The organism is Arthrobacter sp. LFS091 (assembly GCF_047977885.1).
In the GTDB taxonomy this organism is placed as follows: Bacteria; Actinomycetota; Actinomycetes; order Actinomycetales; family Micrococcaceae; genus Arthrobacter.
This window is the reverse complement of sequence record NZ_JBFPFP010000006.1, coordinates 172,387-187,872: the sequence shown is the minus strand read 5'-3', so window position 1 is coordinate 187,872 and position 15,486 is coordinate 172,387. Positions and strand designations below refer to the sequence as shown.

Genomic DNA, 15,486 nt, shown 5'->3' with positions numbered 1-15,486 from the left:
CGCACCACTTTGAGGAGACCATGAAGACCGCCACCGGCTACCAAGGCATCCCGCGCTGGATCTTTGCCGTCGCAGCTGTGGGCGGTCTGCTGGTGGTCCTTCCGCTGCTCGCGATGGTGGCCAAAGTGAACTGGCCGCAGTTCATTCCGCTCATCACGTCCGATTCGTCGTTGGCCGCACTGGGGCTGAGCTTGCGGACCTCGGCGGCGAGCACCGTCCTCTGCGTCGTGCTGGGTGTCCCGTTGGCGTTGGTGCTGGCCCGTGGCGACTTCCCCGGACAAAGGCTCCTGCGCTCCTTTGTGCTGTTGCCGCTGGTCCTGCCACCCGTCGTCGGAGGCATAGCGCTCCTGTACACGTTCGGGCGCCAGGGCCTGCTGGGGAAGTCGCTGGAAGTGGCCGGTATCCAGATTGCGTTTTCAACTACCGCGGTGGTGCTGGCCCAAACGTTCGTAGCTTTGCCGTTCCTGGTTGTCAGTTTGGAGGGTGCCCTGCGATCGGCCGGAAACAGGTATGAAGCCGTGGCTGCGACACTCGGTGCCCGGCCCACCACGGTTCTCCGGAGGGTCACCCTTCCCCTGGTGCTGCCGGGGCTGGCCTCCGGGGCTGTCTTGTCGTTCGCGCGGAGCCTGGGTGAATTTGGGGCCACGCTGACCTTCGCTGGGAGCCTTGAAGGGGTCACCCGGACGCTACCGCTGGAAATCTACCTGCAACGGGAAACCGACGCCGATGCCGCCGTCGCGCTGTCCTTGGTCCTGGTGGCTGTGGCGGTCGCCGTGGTGGGGCTCAGCTATGGTGCACGCCGGAGCAGTGCACCTGTGGCGGTCCAGCCATGAGCTTCGAGCTGCAGGCCAGTCTCCGCGCCAGGAATTTCGACATGTCCCTGAGCCTCCGCGATGGCGAAACCGTGGCCATCCTTGGTCCCAACGGGGCGGGCAAATCCACTCTGTTGGGAGTGATCGCGGGGCTGTTGCGGCCCGATTCCGGCTCGGCGCGGATCGGCGATAAAGAACTGTTCAACCTCGACGGCGGCTCCCGCCACTGGAGCCCACCGCACCAGCGCGGGACTGCCTTGCTTGCCCAGGAGGCGCTGCTTTTCCCGCACCTGAACGCACTGGATAACGTGGCTTTTGGTCCCCGCAGTGCCGGAGCATCCACAGCGGCAGCGCGGGAAGCGGCCCGCCATTGGTTGACGGAGGTGGATGCGCTGCCACTTGCCCAACGAAAACCCGCCCAACTCTCGGGCGGGCAGGCGCAGCGCATCGCCGTTGCCCGTGCGCTGGCCGCCGAGCCCGAACTCCTCTTGCTCGACGAACCCATGGCGGCGTTGGACATCCATGCGGCACCGTTGCTCCGCCGCGTGCTCAAACGGGTGTTGAAGGATAGGAAGGCCATTATCGTCACGCACGACGTCCTGGACGCTTACATGCTCGCCGACAGGGTGATAGTGGTGGAGCAGGGCTGCATCGCCGAAGAAGGGCCCACGCACCAAGTCCTGGAACGCCCACGAAGCCAATTCGCGGCTGGCCTCGCGGGGCTCAACCTCGTTTCCGGGATCATCACCAGGGATGGAATCAAGACGCCGGATGGCCGGGTTTTCGCCGGCCAGCACGATCCCGACTGGTCACCTGTGCCCGGCCAGGCTGGCGTGGCGGCCTTCCCGCCGTCGAGCGTTTCCGTCTTCCTGGGCGACGTCCACGGGAGTCCGCGCAACGCGTTCCCCGTCACCGTCACGGACCTTGAGCCGCACGGAGACCAGATCCGCGTCCGGGCCAGTGCTGGCGCGTTAGCCCAAGCCTTGTCCGCCGATATCACGCCCGCGGCGTCGGCAGACCTCGGCCTTGTGCCAGGAATGGACGTGCGGTTCGTGGTCAAGTCCGCGCTGGTGTCGGTTTACCCGGCGTGACGGGTCAGTCCCGGTACATTCCCTCGGCGTAGGACGGTCCGTAGTAGGACTCCAGTTCCTCCAGCGGGGCTTCGGGCTGGGTGTAGGTCTTCGCGAGCACCGCAATGCTCGGCAAATCGCCGCTCTCCCAGGTTTCGGGCTGCCAGAGTCCGCTGCGCATGAACGCCTTGCCGCAGTGCGTGAACACTTCCTCCACGGTCACCACGACGGCGGCCCGTGGGCGGTGCCCCTTGACCACCATGTGTTCAAAGAAGTCTGCGTCGCTGACGATGCGCGCGGTCCCGTTGATCCGCAAGGTGTCGGTGCGCCCCGGGACGACAGAAAGGATGCCGACGTTGGGGTTCTCCAGGATGTTGTGGAAGCCGAAGGCGAGCTTGTTACCCGGTCGTTCGGGGATGGCGATGGTGTTGTCGTCCAGGACGTGGATGAAGCCGGCGGGGTCACCCTTGGGTGAGGCATCCACACGGCCCTGGGCATCGGTTGTGGAGATCACGCAGAAGGGGCTCGCGGCGAGCCATTGCCGGTCGAAAGCGCTGAGCTGCCGTCGCACCTTCTTCCGTACGCGATCCAAGGGGCGTCCAATGAGTTCTTCGAGTTCCTCCGCGCTGGAGATAGTGTCCATGCCCCCAGCCTAAGCGCCTCCCCAACCCGAAGGCTCTGGACACTGGTTTCGCCGTGGGCAAACATGGAACACAGGGCCCCATATTTCAAAGTTGAGCGTAGTAGACTCAACTTGAAAGAATCGGTCTCACCAGAAAGGGTGCACTCTTTGGACGTCAAATTCACTACCAAAAGCCAGGAGGCCCTTTCTGCGGCCGCCATGAACGCCTCAACCGCGGGCAATCCGCAGCTCGAGCCCGCACACTTGCTCAAAGCACTCATGGACCAGCGCGAAGGCGTCGCAGTGGCGCTCCTGCGTGCCACGGGTGCGGACCCGGATGCCGTCAGCGTCCAGGCAAGCTCTGCCATCAAGGCGCTGCCGTCGTCCTCGGGCAGTTCGGTCCAGCAGGCGCAACTCTCCCGCCAGTCCATGCAGGCCATCCAGGCCGCCCAAGGCGAGGCCGACAAACTCGGCGACTCCTTTGTGTCCACCGAGCACTTGCTGCTGGGGCTCTCGGCCGGAAGTGACGCCGTCGGGAAATTACTGCGCGACGCCGGTGCCTCCCATGAGGCGCTGCTTGCCGCCTTGCCGGGTGTCCGTGGCGATAGGAACGTCAACTCGCCGGACCCGGAAAACACGTTCCAGGCCTTGGAGAAGTTCGGCACCGACCTCACGGCAGTAGCGCGGTCCGGCAAGCTCGACCCCGTCATCGGGCGCGACAGCGAAATTCGACGCGTTATCCAGGTCCTCAGCCGCCGCACCAAGAACAATCCGGTGCTGATCGGCGAACCCGGCGTCGGTAAGACGGCCGTCGTGGAGGGCTTGGCCCAACGCATGGTAGCCGGCGACGTCCCTGAAAGCCTTCGCGGCAAGACCCTGATCGCCCTGGACCTCGCTTCCATGGTGGCCGGGGCCAAGTACCGTGGCGAGTTCGAGGAGCGGCTGAAGGCTGTCCTTGAGGAAATCAAGAACTCCAACGGTCAGATCGTCACGTTCATCGACGAAATCCACACAGTCGTAGGTGCCGGGGCCACCGGCGAGAGTGCCATGGACGCCGGGAACATGCTCAAGCCCATGCTTGCCCGTGGGGAACTGCGCCTGATTGGCGCCACCACCCTGGATGAGTATCGCGAGAACATCGAGAAGGACCCGGCCTTGGAACGCCGCTTCCAGCAGGTCTACGTCGGCGAGCCCAGTGTCGAGGACACCATCGGCATTCTTCGTGGCTTGAAGGAACGCTACGAGGCGCACCACAAGGTAGCCATTGCCGACTCCGCACTCGTGGCTGCGGCCACCCTGTCCAACCGTTACATCTCTGGCAGGCAGCTGCCGGACAAGGCAATCGACCTTGTGGACGAGGCCGCGTCCCGGCTCCGCATGGAGATCGATTCCGCGCCGGAAGAGATCGACCAGCTCCGCCGCGCCGTCGACCGTTTGACCATGGAGGAACTGGCGCTCCAGAAGGAGACCGACCCGGCCTCGGTGGAGCGGTTGGCTGCGCTGCGTGCCGACATGGCCGATAAGAAAGAGGAGCTCAGCGCCCTCAATGCTCGCTGGGAGGCCGAGAAAGCGGGCCTGAACCGCGTTGGTGACCTCAAAGCCAAGATCGACGAGTTGCGTTCCGCCGCGGACAAGTCGCAGCGCGAAGGCGACCTGGAATCGGCGTCGCGCATCCTCTACGGCGAGCTGCCCGCCCTGGAACGGGAGCTGAGTGCCGCGGCCGAAGAAGAAGCCCGCACCAGTGCCGACAACAAGCCGGAACTCATGGTGGCCGAGGAGGTGACCGCGGACGACATCGCCGAGGTCATCTCCGCGTGGACGGGCATCCCGGCGGGGCGCATGCTCCAGGGCGAATCGCAGAAGCTCCTCCACATGGAAGAGGAACTTGGGAAGCGCCTGATCGGCCAAAGCAAGGCTGTGCAGGCCGTGTCTGACGCCGTCCGCCGGGCCCGCGCAGGCATTAGCGATCCCAACCGGCCCACGGGTTCCTTCCTGTTCCTGGGCCCCACGGGCGTCGGTAAGACGGAGCTGGCCAAAGCGCTGGCAGACTTCCTCTTTGATGATGAGCGCGCCATGATCCGGATCGACATGTCCGAGTACAGCGAGAAGCACGCCGTCGCCCGCCTGGTCGGTGCCCCTCCGGGATACGTGGGCTACGAGGAAGGCGGCCAGCTGACCGAGGCTGTTCGCCGCCGCCCCTACTCGGTGGTGCTGCTGGACGAAGTGGAGAAGGCCCATCCGGAAGTCTTCGACATCCTTTTGCAGGTGCTCGACGACGGTCGCCTCACCGACGGGCAGGGCCGCACCGTGGACTTCCGCAACACCATCCTGGTGCTGACGTCCAACTCCGGAAGCCAGTTCCTGGTGGACCAGTCACTGGACGCAAGGGCCAAGCGGGAAGCGGTCATGGCCGTGGTGCAGGCATCCTTCAAGCCTGAGTTCCTGAACCGCCTGGATGAAATCGTCCTGTTTGATCCGCTGTCCGTTGAGGAACTGGCCCGGATTGTTGAACTGCATGTGGCAGAGCTGGGCAACCGCCTTCGCGATCGCCGCCTGAGCCTGGAAGTCACCGACGGCGCGCGTGCGTGGTTGGCTATGTCCGGCTACGACCCCGCGTACGGCGCCCGCCCGCTCCGCAGGCTTGTCCAGCGCGAGATCGGCGACCGGCTCGCCAAGGAGATCCTTGCAGGGGAGATCAGCGATGGTGACACCGTGCTGGTGGACACTGCCGCGGACCTGGACGAGCTCACCATTGAGGGCTTTGAGGCGCTGACAGGGCCCGACGGCGGAATGCCGGTGGGTGCCGGCCTGACGGTCCGCAGGAAGTAGTGGACCCGGCAGCTACTTTTCGAGGAGGTTTTCCTTGATGGTGTTGCCGGAATCCACCACGATGAAGCAATCAACGCGGCGGTCGCCACGGTCCCAGCTGGTGGTGCTGGGGTAGACGTTCTGCTGAAGCAGGACGTAGTTGTCGGCCGCCGCGTTGAGCTTCACTGTCCGGCACACTTCGCGGCCCTTGTCACGCAACGCATTGGTTCCGGGGAACGACTCGTCTCCGGTGTAAGTGAAAACAGCGCCAAGTTGGGCCGAGTGCTCAGTATCACACGCCACGGCTCGCGCCTTGGACGCATTGGGGTCGAAGTCGGCAAAGCAGTCACCCACTTGGAAATCCTTGGCCTCGGTATCACGGGGGAGGGGGCCAAGTGTTGCTGTAGCGCTGGGGCTGGTTGTTGCCGCTTCCGGGCGGGTGCCAAGCAGGTTGAGCAGCACCCAGATCACCACGCCGATAAGCACAAGGACACCCAGGACGATCCCGCCGATGACCAGCCGCTGCCGCTTGACCGGGTCCCCATGCTGCTCGGGCTGCCACTCTTCGGACGCATTCGGTTGCTGGCCCGGATATGCAGCGGGGTAGCTGGGCTGCTGGCCGTCCGTCGGCGGGGCCGCGGGGTCCGGCTGCTCGCCGGGATTGGGCACAAAGTCGGGATCCATTTCGGGCGCAGGGTCTGGCTGCAATCCGGAAGGTGAGGCCCACGGTGCAGGAGGGAGCCCTGAGGGTGCGGTGGGCGCAGGGTCCACGGCGTCCTCGCCCTGTTCGCGTGGTGAACCGTCACGTGGTGGGGTGTTGTCCTGGCTCATATTCCGGTGAGTGCCTTCCTGCTCTGGGGTCGCATTGAGGCAGACTCTACCGAATTTTCACCCTTGTTGGAGGTGTCCAGCCTTGGTTTTGCTTGTGGTTGGCTGTGCCGCCGCGTTGTGTTGGCACGCAGGCACCTCCGAAAGCATGTAATCTAGACATACGACAAATTGACCAAACATTCCGGGGCCTCACCGATAGCCAAGGTGACCACCTCCGGTCCAAGTACAAAAGGGGGTCACGCCATGGGGCGCGGCCGTCAAAAGGCAAAAGCTACCAAGCAGGCTCGGGACATCAAGTACTACTCCCCGAACACTGACTATTCGGCACTTGAGCGGGAGCTCACGGGTCCGTCCAGTCGTGTAAAGAGCCACTTCCCCGAAGATCCTCCGGAGCCGGACTATTCGGCCTATGAGGACAAGTACGCGGAAGACGATGACGACGAGGTAGACACCCGCCGTATCGGATAGCTGTCGTGACCAACAGGTGCCTTTGGCACTGAGTTGCGGACCGCCGTCGTACATCAAGGTCAACGCGCATCTTCGGATGCCGTAAATCTTTTGAAAAGGGCCCCCAGGGCACGCCGATCTTTGGCGTACCCCGGGGGCCCTTTTCTGCGTAGTCTTGAGCTCGGGTGCATCGAAAGGGAGAACCATGCCGGAGGTCGATAGCTACAAGCAGGGGACACCGTGTTGGGTGGACCTGTCCTCCAATGACATCGACGTGTCCGCAAAGTTCTACAGCGACCTCTTTGGCTGGGAGCTGGAGGCGCGCGACGCCCGGGACGGTATGACGTACTACATGGCGAAGCTTCGCGGGCGATACGTTGCCGGCCTGATGCAGCAGTCGCCGGACGCGCCGCAAGGGATGCCGTCGTACTGGGCGAATTACCTTGCCGTGGATTCAGCGGACGCTGCTGCCCGGGGCGTGGAGGCCGCCGGAGGATCGTTGCTTTCGCCGCCCGAATCGGTTCCCAACGGCGGCGGCCGCATGTTCTTTGCCACAGACCCCACCGGAGCCCAGATCGGTTTTTGGGAGGCCCTGAACCATCCCGGTTCAGGTCTTGTGAACGAGCCTGGCACCATGATTTGGAACGAGCTTCAAACCAACGACGTCCCCAAGGCAGTGGCCTTCTATAAGGCCGTCACCGGATGCGACAGCCGGACAGAGCCGGCAGGGGACCTGCAGGAATACACATCACTGTTGGTGGACGGAAAGCGGATCGCCGGCGCGCTCACACTCCCCATCGAGGGCCTCTCGCCGTTTTGGATGACGTACTTTGCCGTGGCTAACGTGGATGCCGGCGTGGACATGGCCGTGGAACTCGGCAGCCACGTCATCGCCCCTGCTTTCGACGTGCCGGGCATAGGTCGCATGGCGGTGCTCATGGACCCGGCAGGGGCAGCGTTCAGCATCATGACAGGAGTTACAGCATGACGGTCCGGAAGCATTACACCAACGGTGAGCCGTGCTGGGCCGACCTGCAGGCCAGGGACGTGGCCGCAGCAAAGGAGTTCTACCAGCACCTTTTCGGCTGGAGCTATCAGGACCTGCCTACCCCGGACGGCCGCAGCTACTCCCAGGCCTTCATCGGGGAGCATCTCGTGGCCGTCATCGCCCCGCAGAACCCCCTCCAGGAAGCCGCAGGGACCCACAGCCAGTGGAACATCTACATTGCGGCCACGGACACCGAAGAAATCGGGGAAGACGCCGTTCATGCCGGCGGGAAGCTGCAGTTCGGGCCCGAGGCCGTGGCGGACACCGGGGTGTTGGCGTTCATCGAACCCCCTGGCGGCGGAACCACCGGGGTCTGGCAGGCTGGCACGCACATCGGCAGCCACCTCTTCAACGAGCCCGGCGCGTTGGCCTGGGCCGAGCTGTTGACGCCTGAGCCGCAGGCCGCCGTCGGGTTCTTCCAGCAGCTTTTCGGGCATGAGGTCACCGAATACCCGCAGGACGACGGCGGCAGCTACAGCACGCTGATGGTCAACGGTGACGAGGTGGCCGGCGTCGTTCCCGCGGACGAAGGCGAGGATGCCGCCTGGCAGATCTATCTCGGTGTCGCGGACGTGCGCCGGGCCGTTGACTCTGCGGTAGCTGCCGGGGGAGTGGTGCTGGTGGAACCCGAGGAGACCACCGAGACCGGATCCCTGGCCACCATTCAGGACCCCCAGGGTGGCGTCCTGAGCCTGATCCAGGTCTCGTCACGCTAGTTGGGAAGCCGACGAACAACAAAAGAGCGGCCCTGCAGTTCGAAACTGCAGGGCCGCTCTTTTTAAGAGGTGATAGACCGCTTAGGCGTACGCGTTCACCAAACGGACAGCGCCGCCGTCGACACCCTTGGCACCCTGGACGTAGTCCGGGCCGGCCTTGTCGAATGAGGTCAACTCCGAGTCAGCCGAAACCGTACCCATGACCCACGACGGCAGTCCGCGGTCATTGAGGCGGCCGACGGCAGCGTCGGCAACTTCGGGGGACACGATGGCGATCATGCCCACGCCGAGGTTCAGCGTGCGCTCCAGGTCGGCCAGCGGGACGTTGCCCAGCTCGGAGACCAGCTTGAAGATCGCGGGGAGTTCCCAGGTGTTGCGGTCAACCGTGGCAACCAGGCCCTGCGGGAGGACTCGGGCCAGGTTGGCGGCCAGGCCACCACCGGTCACGTGGCTGAAGCCGTGAACTGCGGCGCCACCCGTGAGCGGGAAGGTGCGTGCGAGGTCCAGGCAGTCGGCTGCGTAGACGCGGGTCGGCTCAAGGAGCTCCTCGCCCAGCGTGCGGCCGAGCTCGGAAACCTGGCGGTCCAAGGCCCAACCGGCGTGGTTGATGACGCGGCGGACCAAGGAGTAGCCGTTGGAGTGCAGGCCGGAGGATGCCATGCCGATCACGACGTCGCCGGCACGGACACGGTCCGGGCCAAGCAGGGCATCGGCTTCGACAACACCGGTAGCGGCACCGGCGACGTCGTACTCGTGCTCGCCCAGGAGGCCCGGGTGCTCGGCGGTCTCGCCGCCCACAAGGGCGGTGCCGGCAACGGAGCACGCAGCTGCGATACCGCGCACGATGTCGGCGATGCGCTCCGGAACAACTTTGCCGCAGGCGATGTAATCGGTCATGTACAGCGGCTCAGCGCCTACCACCACGATGTCGTCCACCACCATGCCCACCAGGTCGAAACCGATGGTGTCGTGGATGTCCATGGCCTGGGCGATTGCCACCTTGGTGCCAACACCGTCCGTGGACGTGGCAAGCAGCGGCTTCTTGTAGGTCAGCAGCTTCGAGACGTCGTACAGGCCAGCGAAACCGCCGACGCCGCCAATCACCGAGTTGTTGTGGGTCGCCTTGACGGCGTCCTTCATGAGTTCGACGGCGCGGTCTCCCGCTTCGACGTCGACACCTGCAGAAGCGTAAGTGATGGCGTTTGCATTCTGGGTGCTGTCAGCGGCGGGGGTTGCGGAGGTCATACAGACTCTTTCTTGTCGGCGTCGGTCAAACGATCAGCGTCGGTAAGGAGGTTTTCGAATTCGGCGTCGGGTCCCGGATCGCAGCCTGTGGCACCGGGCTTCTCGGCCGGATCCTCGGAGTCGTCCACGGACTCGGACTCAGCGGCCGGTTCCAGGCCGCCCAGGTCCGTGCGCTCCAGCAGGTTCTTGCCCAGCTTGTCCGCGTGCGGCAGCTCAATCGGGTACTTGCCCGTAAAGCAGGCCGTGCACAGGCGTTCGCGCGGCTGCTGGGTGGCGCCGATCATGCCATCCTCGGAGATGTAGGCCAGCGAGTCAGCGCCGATGGCCTGCGAAATCTCCTCGATGGTGGCGCCGTTGGCGATCAGCTCCGCGCGGGACGCGAAGTCGATGCCGTAGAAGCAGGGCCACTGCACCGGTGGGGAGGAAATCTTCACGTGCACCGCAGCAGCGCCGGCTTCGCGGAGCATTCGGACGATTGCGCGTTGCGTGTTGCCGCGGACGATCGAGTCATCCACCACCACAATGCGCTTGCCACGGATCACCGATTCCAAGGCGTTGAGCTTCAGGCGGATACCCAGCTGGCGCAGGGTTTGCGAGGGCTGGATGAAGGTACGGCCAACGTAGGCGTTCTTGACGAAGCCGTGAGCGAACGGGATGCCCGACTGTTCGGCGTAACCAACAGCCGCAGGGGTACCCGATTCCGGAACGGGGATGACCAGATCGGCCTCGTGCGTGTTTTCGCGGGCCAACTGGCGGCCCATCTCAACACGGGCCTCGTACACGGAGCGGCCGGCAATGGCAGCGTCCGGGCGGGCAAGGTAGACGTATTCGAAGACGCAGCCGGCGGGGGTAGCCTCAGCGAAGCGCTGCGAACGGACGCCGTCCTCGTCGATGGCAATGAATTCGCCGGGTTCGATCTCGCGGATGAAGCTCGCACCAACGGTGGCAAGGCCGGCCTGCTCGGAAGCGACCACCCAGCCACGGTCCAGGCGGCCCAGGCACAGCGGGCGGATGCCGTATGTGTCACGGGCTGCGTAGAGGGTTCCCTCGTCCATGAAGACGAAGCAGAAGCCACCCTTGATCTTGGGCAGCAGCTCCAGTGCGGTCTGCTCCAGGGTCTTGCCCTCTTCACCCTCAAGGAGTGCGGTCACCAGGGCGGTGTCAGAGGTGTTGCCCTGCTTCATCTCACCGGTCAGCTGGCCATCGTTGCGCTCAAGGATCATTTCCCGGAGTTCAGCGGTGTTGGTCAGGTTGCCGTTGTGGGCCAGAGCAACCGTGCCGGTTGCGGTCGCACCCAGGGTTGGCTGCGCGTTGGCCCAGTGGCTTGCACCGGTGGTGGAGTACCGGCAGTGGCCAACGGCCAAATGCCCGGTCAGGGTATTAAGGGTTGTCTCGTCGAAGACCTGGGACACAAGGCCCATGTCTTTATAGACATTGATGCGCTTGCCGTCACTGGTAGCGATACCAGCCGATTCTTGTCCGCGGTGCTGCAGCGCATACAGCCCGTAATAGGTGAGTTTTGCTACTTCTTCACCGGGAGCCCAAACCCCGAAGACGCCACAAGCGTCCTGGGGGCCTTTTTCGCCAGGGAGAAGATCATGAGAAAGTTTTCCGTCGCCACGTGCCACTGGTCGATTGTCTCATGTTGTGGCCGTGGTAGGTCCCCCCGCAGCCTATGTGACCCCGCGAACAGCGCCGATACGGGCAAAATGCGACACGTCTCACAGTGCCTCCCCCGCGAAAGGTGGGTCTTAACGCCCGACTTACCGGACGTCGTCGTGCTCTGGGCCTTCATCCGGAACCGAGTCCGGAACGGCTTCCACCACGGCGCGCTGTGAGCGCTTGACGCTGACCCGGTCCAGGACCAGGGCGAGGATCGAGAACACGATCACGCCGCCGCCGGCGCAAACGATCAGGAAGAAACCAAAGACGGTGCTGGCGTCGAAGGCGGGGTCCGCCGGGCGGCCGTAAGCGATGATCGCGGCCACGATTGCGCCCACCACCGCGCCCAGAATCATGAAGGGTACGAACTTGGGTGCCCGCCGAACCGTGATTTCGCGGCGGGCGGAGTTGGGGGTGGTGTCCTTTGAAGCCATGTGTTAAAGCCTACCGTTCCCCGCCGATACGACAGCTAATGCCAATGTTCCTGGGGAACATTGGCATTAGCTGGCAACTCGGCGGGGTGGGTTAGCTGCCGCGATACGTCGAGAACGCGAACGGGCTCAGCAGCAGGGGCACGTGGTAGTGCTCGCCGGCATCGGAAACTGTGAAGTTCAGGTCCACTTCGGGGAAGAACGTCTCCGTGCCAAGGCCTTCGTAGTAGGCGCCCGTGGCGAAGTTCAGCCGGTACGCTCCGCCGGGAATCCGCTCCGGGCCAAGGGTCTTGATGCGGCCGTCGGCGTCCGTTTCGCCCTTCGCCACCAAGGTCCAGTCGTCGCCTTCGCGGACGTAAAGTACGACGGCGACGCCAGCCGCCGGGCGACCGGAACCGGTGTCGAGGATGTGGGTTGTTACCTGCGAAACGCTCATGCGTTGACTCCTTCGCTGACCAGTCCGGAGAGGCGCAACAGTGCGATCTCCCGCAGCTGGCCGGCCACGATTGTGTCTTCTTCTTCGGGTGTGTGGGTAATGCGTTCCTGCAGCGTGGCGAGGATTTCCTCGGCGCTGCGGCCTGCGGCGCGGATCAGGAAAACCCTGCCGAATTTTTCCTCGTAGGCACGGTTCCCCTCGGCCAGGGCCGCTGTTGTCTGGTTGTCGCCGGGGTCAACTCCGGCTTGCTCCGAACGCGACATTGCGGCCTCGGTGGTCTGTGCCTTGGGGCGTTCGCCGATCCGGGGGTGGTGGGCCATGGCAGACTCCACTTCGGCCGGCGTGAGGGGGTGCGCGGCTTTGTTGGCGTGGGCCAACAAGTCGTCCACGCTTGCGAAGGGGCGGGCGTCGACGATTGTTTCGACCCAGCGGCTGATATCCAGGCAGGGTGTCAGGGTTTTGACGGCCTCATCCCGCTCAAGGCTGTTGAATACTGCAAGCTCCATGCTTGTCATCCTCAGGCAAATGCTGGCATCCATGGTGTGGGCTATGCGGAACTCCTGCTGTTCAGCAGGAGGAAGCGCGATACTTCTGCTTCCGCATCATGGAACTGTTATTTCAGCATATGTAATTTAGTTAAGCCGAGAGATCACTCTGGTGTCAAGAGACTACCGCGGTGTGGCGTCTCGTGCGCACGGTCAGATAGAGGCGATGGGCCGTGATGACCAGCGCCAACCATGAGATGCCAATAGCCCAGGCGGCCAGGACATCGGTCAGCCAGTGATGGCCGAGGTAGACACGGCTCAGGCCCATGGTGATGGCAAATGCCGCCGCCACCGCCACGGTAATGACCCGCGCGCGCAGGGTCTTGAGCCTCAGGATGACCAGGTACGCCACGATGCCCGCGATCACCAGGGAGTTCAGGGAGTGTCCGCTGGGAAAGGAGGGGGAGTGCTCGTAGGGCGGGATGGCGTCGGCAAGGTCCGGCCGGGTGCGGCCAAAGAGTGGCTTGCCGAGGACGGTGATGAGCAGTGAGCCGAGCCCGGCGGCAAGCATCAGGATGACCGGTGTCCAGGACTTCCTGCGCACGGCCAGGAAGATCATGATCACCACGGCAATGATGGGCATTCCCACAGTGCCACCGACGTTTGTGTAGGCAGTGATCGCAACATCCAAAGCAGGGGATCGGACCGTCTTGGCTGCATCAAGTGCTGGATGGTCCAGGCCTGCAACGCCGTCGGCTTCCGTGACCGATTCATAGACCTCGCCGAAAACCAGGGCCAACGACAATGCCACCGCAAGGCCCACGACCAGCGTGATGATGAGCGCTGCATAGGGGCCGAGGAGTCTGGTGATCCACTCGGCGCCCCTGGCCAAGGTGCGCCCGATCGGGGATTTCCAGCGCGTCAGGTCCTGTCCGGCAACGAAGCGGTCCTGGCTTACTTCGCCCTGGACGCCGGCTTCCGGTTGCTTCTGCCCTTCAGTCGTCACTCTTGTCCCCTATCCGTGGCGGCCTCCGCATTGGTGAGCAACCTTAGCATTTTCACCTTGGGCGATCCTGGGGATGCGTTCAGGGAAGCTGCTGGCCCACCTTGACCACCTGGGTTCCTTGGGGGTCGAGTCCTTTTCTGCCGGATCCGAAGGGGTGAAGCTGTGGGACGGGCTGTCCGGTCGACGTGTCGATGAGGACTGAGTGCCTTTCATCGGAACCGAAAGCGTTGCGTTCACCCCATTGCCGAAGGCTCAGGATCACCGTGAAGAGGTCACGCCCCGCATCAGTGAGCTCATACTCGCTCCGCGTGCCGCGGGGGTTGGGGACCCGCGTCAGGATGCCTCTGTCAACCAGTAGTCGAAGCCGGTCCGAAAGGATGTTCTTCGCGACGCCCAGGGACTTCTCAAACTCGGAGAAGCGACGTTTGCCATCCAGCGAATCCCTGATGATCAGCAGGGTCCATTTGTCGCCAACAAGGTCGGTCGCCCTGGCGACAGGGCACTCGGGATCTGTCCAGTCCACGTCGGTTGGTTGCAACATGAAACCATTCTGCCATACGCTCGCTTGGTTGCATATCGAAACCAAACGAAAGAGGTAAGGCCCATGGGCAACGCCACAAAATCCCCACAGGGCCTAAGCCCTGGACTCCTCTTGCTGCTCGCAGTCGCTGCCGGGTTCATGGTGTCCAACCTCTACTACGGGCAGCCGCTCCTCGAAGTCATTGGCTCGGACGTCGGGATACCCGTGGCAGGCATCGGCTGGATTGTGGCCTCAGCCCAAGCCGGGTACTTAGTGGGGCTGGTTCTTTTGGTTCCACTGGGAGACGTAACCGATCGCCGAAAGCTGATGGCCCTTCAAGTCGGGGCCAGTGCCGTGGGAGCATGCACAGTCACCTTTGCGTCATCGCCCACCCTCTTGCTCCTTGGATTCGTTCTCCTGGGAGGTGCCTCGTCCGTGGTGCAGACCATCGTGGCGTTCACCGCCGCATCCAGTAGCCCGGACCAAAGGGGCCGCAACATCGGTACCGTAACTGCCGGCGTCGTGAGTGGCATAATCCTTGCGCGGACCTTAGCGGGTGGCTTGACAGATGCGTGGGGCTGGAGGTCGGTCTATATCCTGGCGGCTTCGGTTGCGGTGCTCCTCTCCGCCGCTCTTTTCAGGGCGTTGCCTCCGGATCGGCTGGACCGAGGCGGCGTGAGCTATCGGCAGGCAGTCCTGTCGGTTGTGGTCCTCACCCGCAGCAATCCCGTTTTTCGGACCCGGGCCCTGATCACCATGCTTCTCTTCGCGTCCTTCGGCGTGCTGTGGAGCGGGATGTCACTGCTGCTGGGTGGCCCCGGCTGGGACCTGCCGCCCGGGGTCATTGGACTCTTTGGGCTGGCCGGCCTGGTGGGGATACTGGCCGCGTCAAAAGCCGGAGCAGCGGCGGACCGGGGTTGGGGCCAACGGGTCACCAGTGCGGGCTTAATCGCGCTGCTTGGCTCATGGGTCGCGTTGTGGTTGGGAGAGTGGTCTCTGCTGTGGTTCGTCGTCGGAATCGTCGTGCTCGACGCCGCCGTGCAGGCTGTCCACGTCAGCAGCCAAACGCTGATTGTCACGGGGGCCGAGGAGTCGGCCAGCAGCATCATCGGCAGCTACATGGTGTTCTACTCCGTGGGCAGCGCCGCTGGGGCCGCGACAGTAGCGCCCGTTTACGCCGCGTGGGGCTGGGCCGGTGCCAGTGTGCTCGGGGCGGCATTCGCGTTCGGAGCGCTGGCTATTTGGGGTGCCGACCAGCTCCGATCGGCCAATTCCGGCTCCACGGCAGGTGCGGTTCGCGCCTCCCACCACGCTGGGGCAGAATGACCACTACCAGCTGAAGGAGTT

16 protein-coding genes are annotated in these 15,486 nt (G+C 64.0%); 7 read left to right on the top strand and 9 right to left on the bottom strand.

What is annotated here, in order from left to right:
* Positions 1–20 precede the first annotated feature (20 nt).
* Positions 21–833: an ABC transporter permease gene (locus ACNQOP_RS12915; RefSeq protein ID WP_257369519.1), complete on the top strand. Its 813-nt coding sequence runs from the start codon at positions 21–23 to the stop codon at positions 831–833.
* Positions 830–1,903 (top strand): sulfate/molybdate ABC transporter ATP-binding protein, encoded by a 1,074-nt coding sequence (locus ACNQOP_RS12910; protein WP_416404700.1) that lies wholly within the window; start codon positions 830–832, stop codon positions 1,901–1,903. Before ACNQOP_RS12915 ends, ACNQOP_RS12910 begins: the two co-directional genes overlap by 4 nt.
* A gap of 4 nt (positions 1,904–1,907) precedes the next feature.
* Here ACNQOP_RS12910 and ACNQOP_RS12905 read toward each other — a convergent pair whose 3' ends face one another.
* Positions 1,908–2,525: an MSMEG_1061 family FMN-dependent PPOX-type flavoprotein gene (locus tag ACNQOP_RS12905; RefSeq protein WP_235517724.1), complete on the bottom strand. Its 618-nt coding sequence runs from the start codon at positions 2,523–2,525 to the stop codon at positions 1,908–1,910.
* Between the two features lie 147 nt (positions 2,526–2,672).
* Between ACNQOP_RS12905 and clpB the strand changes: the two genes are divergently transcribed.
* Positions 2,673–5,333, top strand: a complete 2,661-nt coding sequence (gene clpB, locus ACNQOP_RS12900; RefSeq protein ID WP_284987593.1) for an ATP-dependent chaperone ClpB — start codon at positions 2,673–2,675, stop codon at positions 5,331–5,333.
* A gap of 12 nt (positions 5,334–5,345) precedes the next feature.
* On the opposite strand, the gene ACNQOP_RS12895 is transcribed toward clpB, so the two are convergent.
* Entirely contained in the window at positions 5,346–6,143 is a 798-nt protein-coding gene (locus ACNQOP_RS12895; RefSeq protein ID WP_416404699.1) for a septum formation family protein, read from the bottom strand.
* 243 nt (positions 6,144–6,386) lie between these two features.
* On the opposite strand from ACNQOP_RS12895, the gene ACNQOP_RS12890 reads away from it, so the two are divergent.
* The 3 genes from ACNQOP_RS12890 to ACNQOP_RS12880 all read left to right on the top strand — a co-directional run bounded on the left by ACNQOP_RS12890 (position 6,387) and on the right by ACNQOP_RS12880 (position 8,354).
* On the top strand, positions 6,387–6,611 hold the full coding sequence (locus tag ACNQOP_RS12890; protein ID WP_024818182.1) for a DUF3073 domain-containing protein: 225 nt from the start codon (positions 6,387–6,389) through the stop codon (positions 6,609–6,611).
* Positions 6,612–6,795: 184 nt separating this feature from the next.
* On the top strand, positions 6,796–7,578 hold the full coding sequence (locus ACNQOP_RS12885; protein WP_416404698.1) for a VOC family protein: 783 nt from the start codon (positions 6,796–6,798) through the stop codon (positions 7,576–7,578).
* The gene (locus ACNQOP_RS12880) at positions 7,575–8,354 is read left to right on the top strand and encodes a VOC family protein (protein WP_416404697.1); all 780 of its coding nucleotides are present in this window, start codon (positions 7,575–7,577) and stop codon (positions 8,352–8,354) included. Before ACNQOP_RS12885 ends, ACNQOP_RS12880 begins: the two co-directional genes overlap by 4 nt.
* A gap of 81 nt (positions 8,355–8,435) precedes the next feature.
* On the opposite strand, the gene purM is transcribed toward ACNQOP_RS12880, so the two are convergent.
* The 7 genes from purM to ACNQOP_RS12845 form a co-directional block, all read right to left on the bottom strand.
* Complete coding sequence (gene purM, locus ACNQOP_RS12875; RefSeq protein ID WP_416404696.1) at positions 8,436–9,599, bottom strand: phosphoribosylformylglycinamidine cyclo-ligase; 1,164 nt, start codon at positions 9,597–9,599, stop codon at positions 8,436–8,438.
* Positions 9,596–11,227: an amidophosphoribosyltransferase gene (gene purF / locus ACNQOP_RS12870; protein WP_235517716.1), complete on the bottom strand. Its 1,632-nt coding sequence runs from the start codon at positions 11,225–11,227 to the stop codon at positions 9,596–9,598. The genes purM and purF overlap by 4 nt, the downstream gene beginning before the upstream one ends.
* Positions 11,228–11,362: 135 nt before the next feature.
* Positions 11,363–11,695 (bottom strand): hypothetical protein, encoded by a 333-nt coding sequence (locus ACNQOP_RS12865; protein ID WP_235517714.1) that lies wholly within the window; start codon positions 11,693–11,695, stop codon positions 11,363–11,365.
* Between the two features lie 91 nt (positions 11,696–11,786).
* Entirely contained in the window at positions 11,787–12,128 is a 342-nt protein-coding gene (gene uraH / locus ACNQOP_RS12860; protein ID WP_017199951.1) for a hydroxyisourate hydrolase, read from the bottom strand.
* Complete coding sequence (gene uraD / locus ACNQOP_RS12855) at positions 12,125–12,634, bottom strand: 2-oxo-4-hydroxy-4-carboxy-5-ureidoimidazoline decarboxylase (protein WP_416404695.1); 510 nt, start codon at positions 12,632–12,634, stop codon at positions 12,125–12,127. The genes uraH and uraD overlap by 4 nt, the downstream gene beginning before the upstream one ends.
* A gap of 154 nt (positions 12,635–12,788) precedes the next feature.
* On the bottom strand, positions 12,789–13,619 hold the full coding sequence (locus ACNQOP_RS12850) for a phosphatase PAP2 family protein (RefSeq protein WP_284987601.1): 831 nt from the start codon (positions 13,617–13,619) through the stop codon (positions 12,789–12,791).
* A gap of 79 nt (positions 13,620–13,698) precedes the next feature.
* Positions 13,699–14,160, bottom strand: coding sequence for a winged helix-turn-helix transcriptional regulator (locus tag ACNQOP_RS12845; RefSeq protein WP_416404694.1), 462 nt, complete (start codon positions 14,158–14,160; stop codon positions 13,699–13,701).
* 63 nt (positions 14,161–14,223) lie between these two features.
* On the opposite strand from ACNQOP_RS12845, the gene ACNQOP_RS12840 reads away from it, so the two are divergent.
* Complete coding sequence (locus ACNQOP_RS12840) at positions 14,224–15,465, top strand: MFS transporter (RefSeq protein WP_416404693.1); 1,242 nt, start codon at positions 14,224–14,226, stop codon at positions 15,463–15,465.
* The last annotated feature ends 21 nt before the right edge of the window (positions 15,466–15,486 follow it).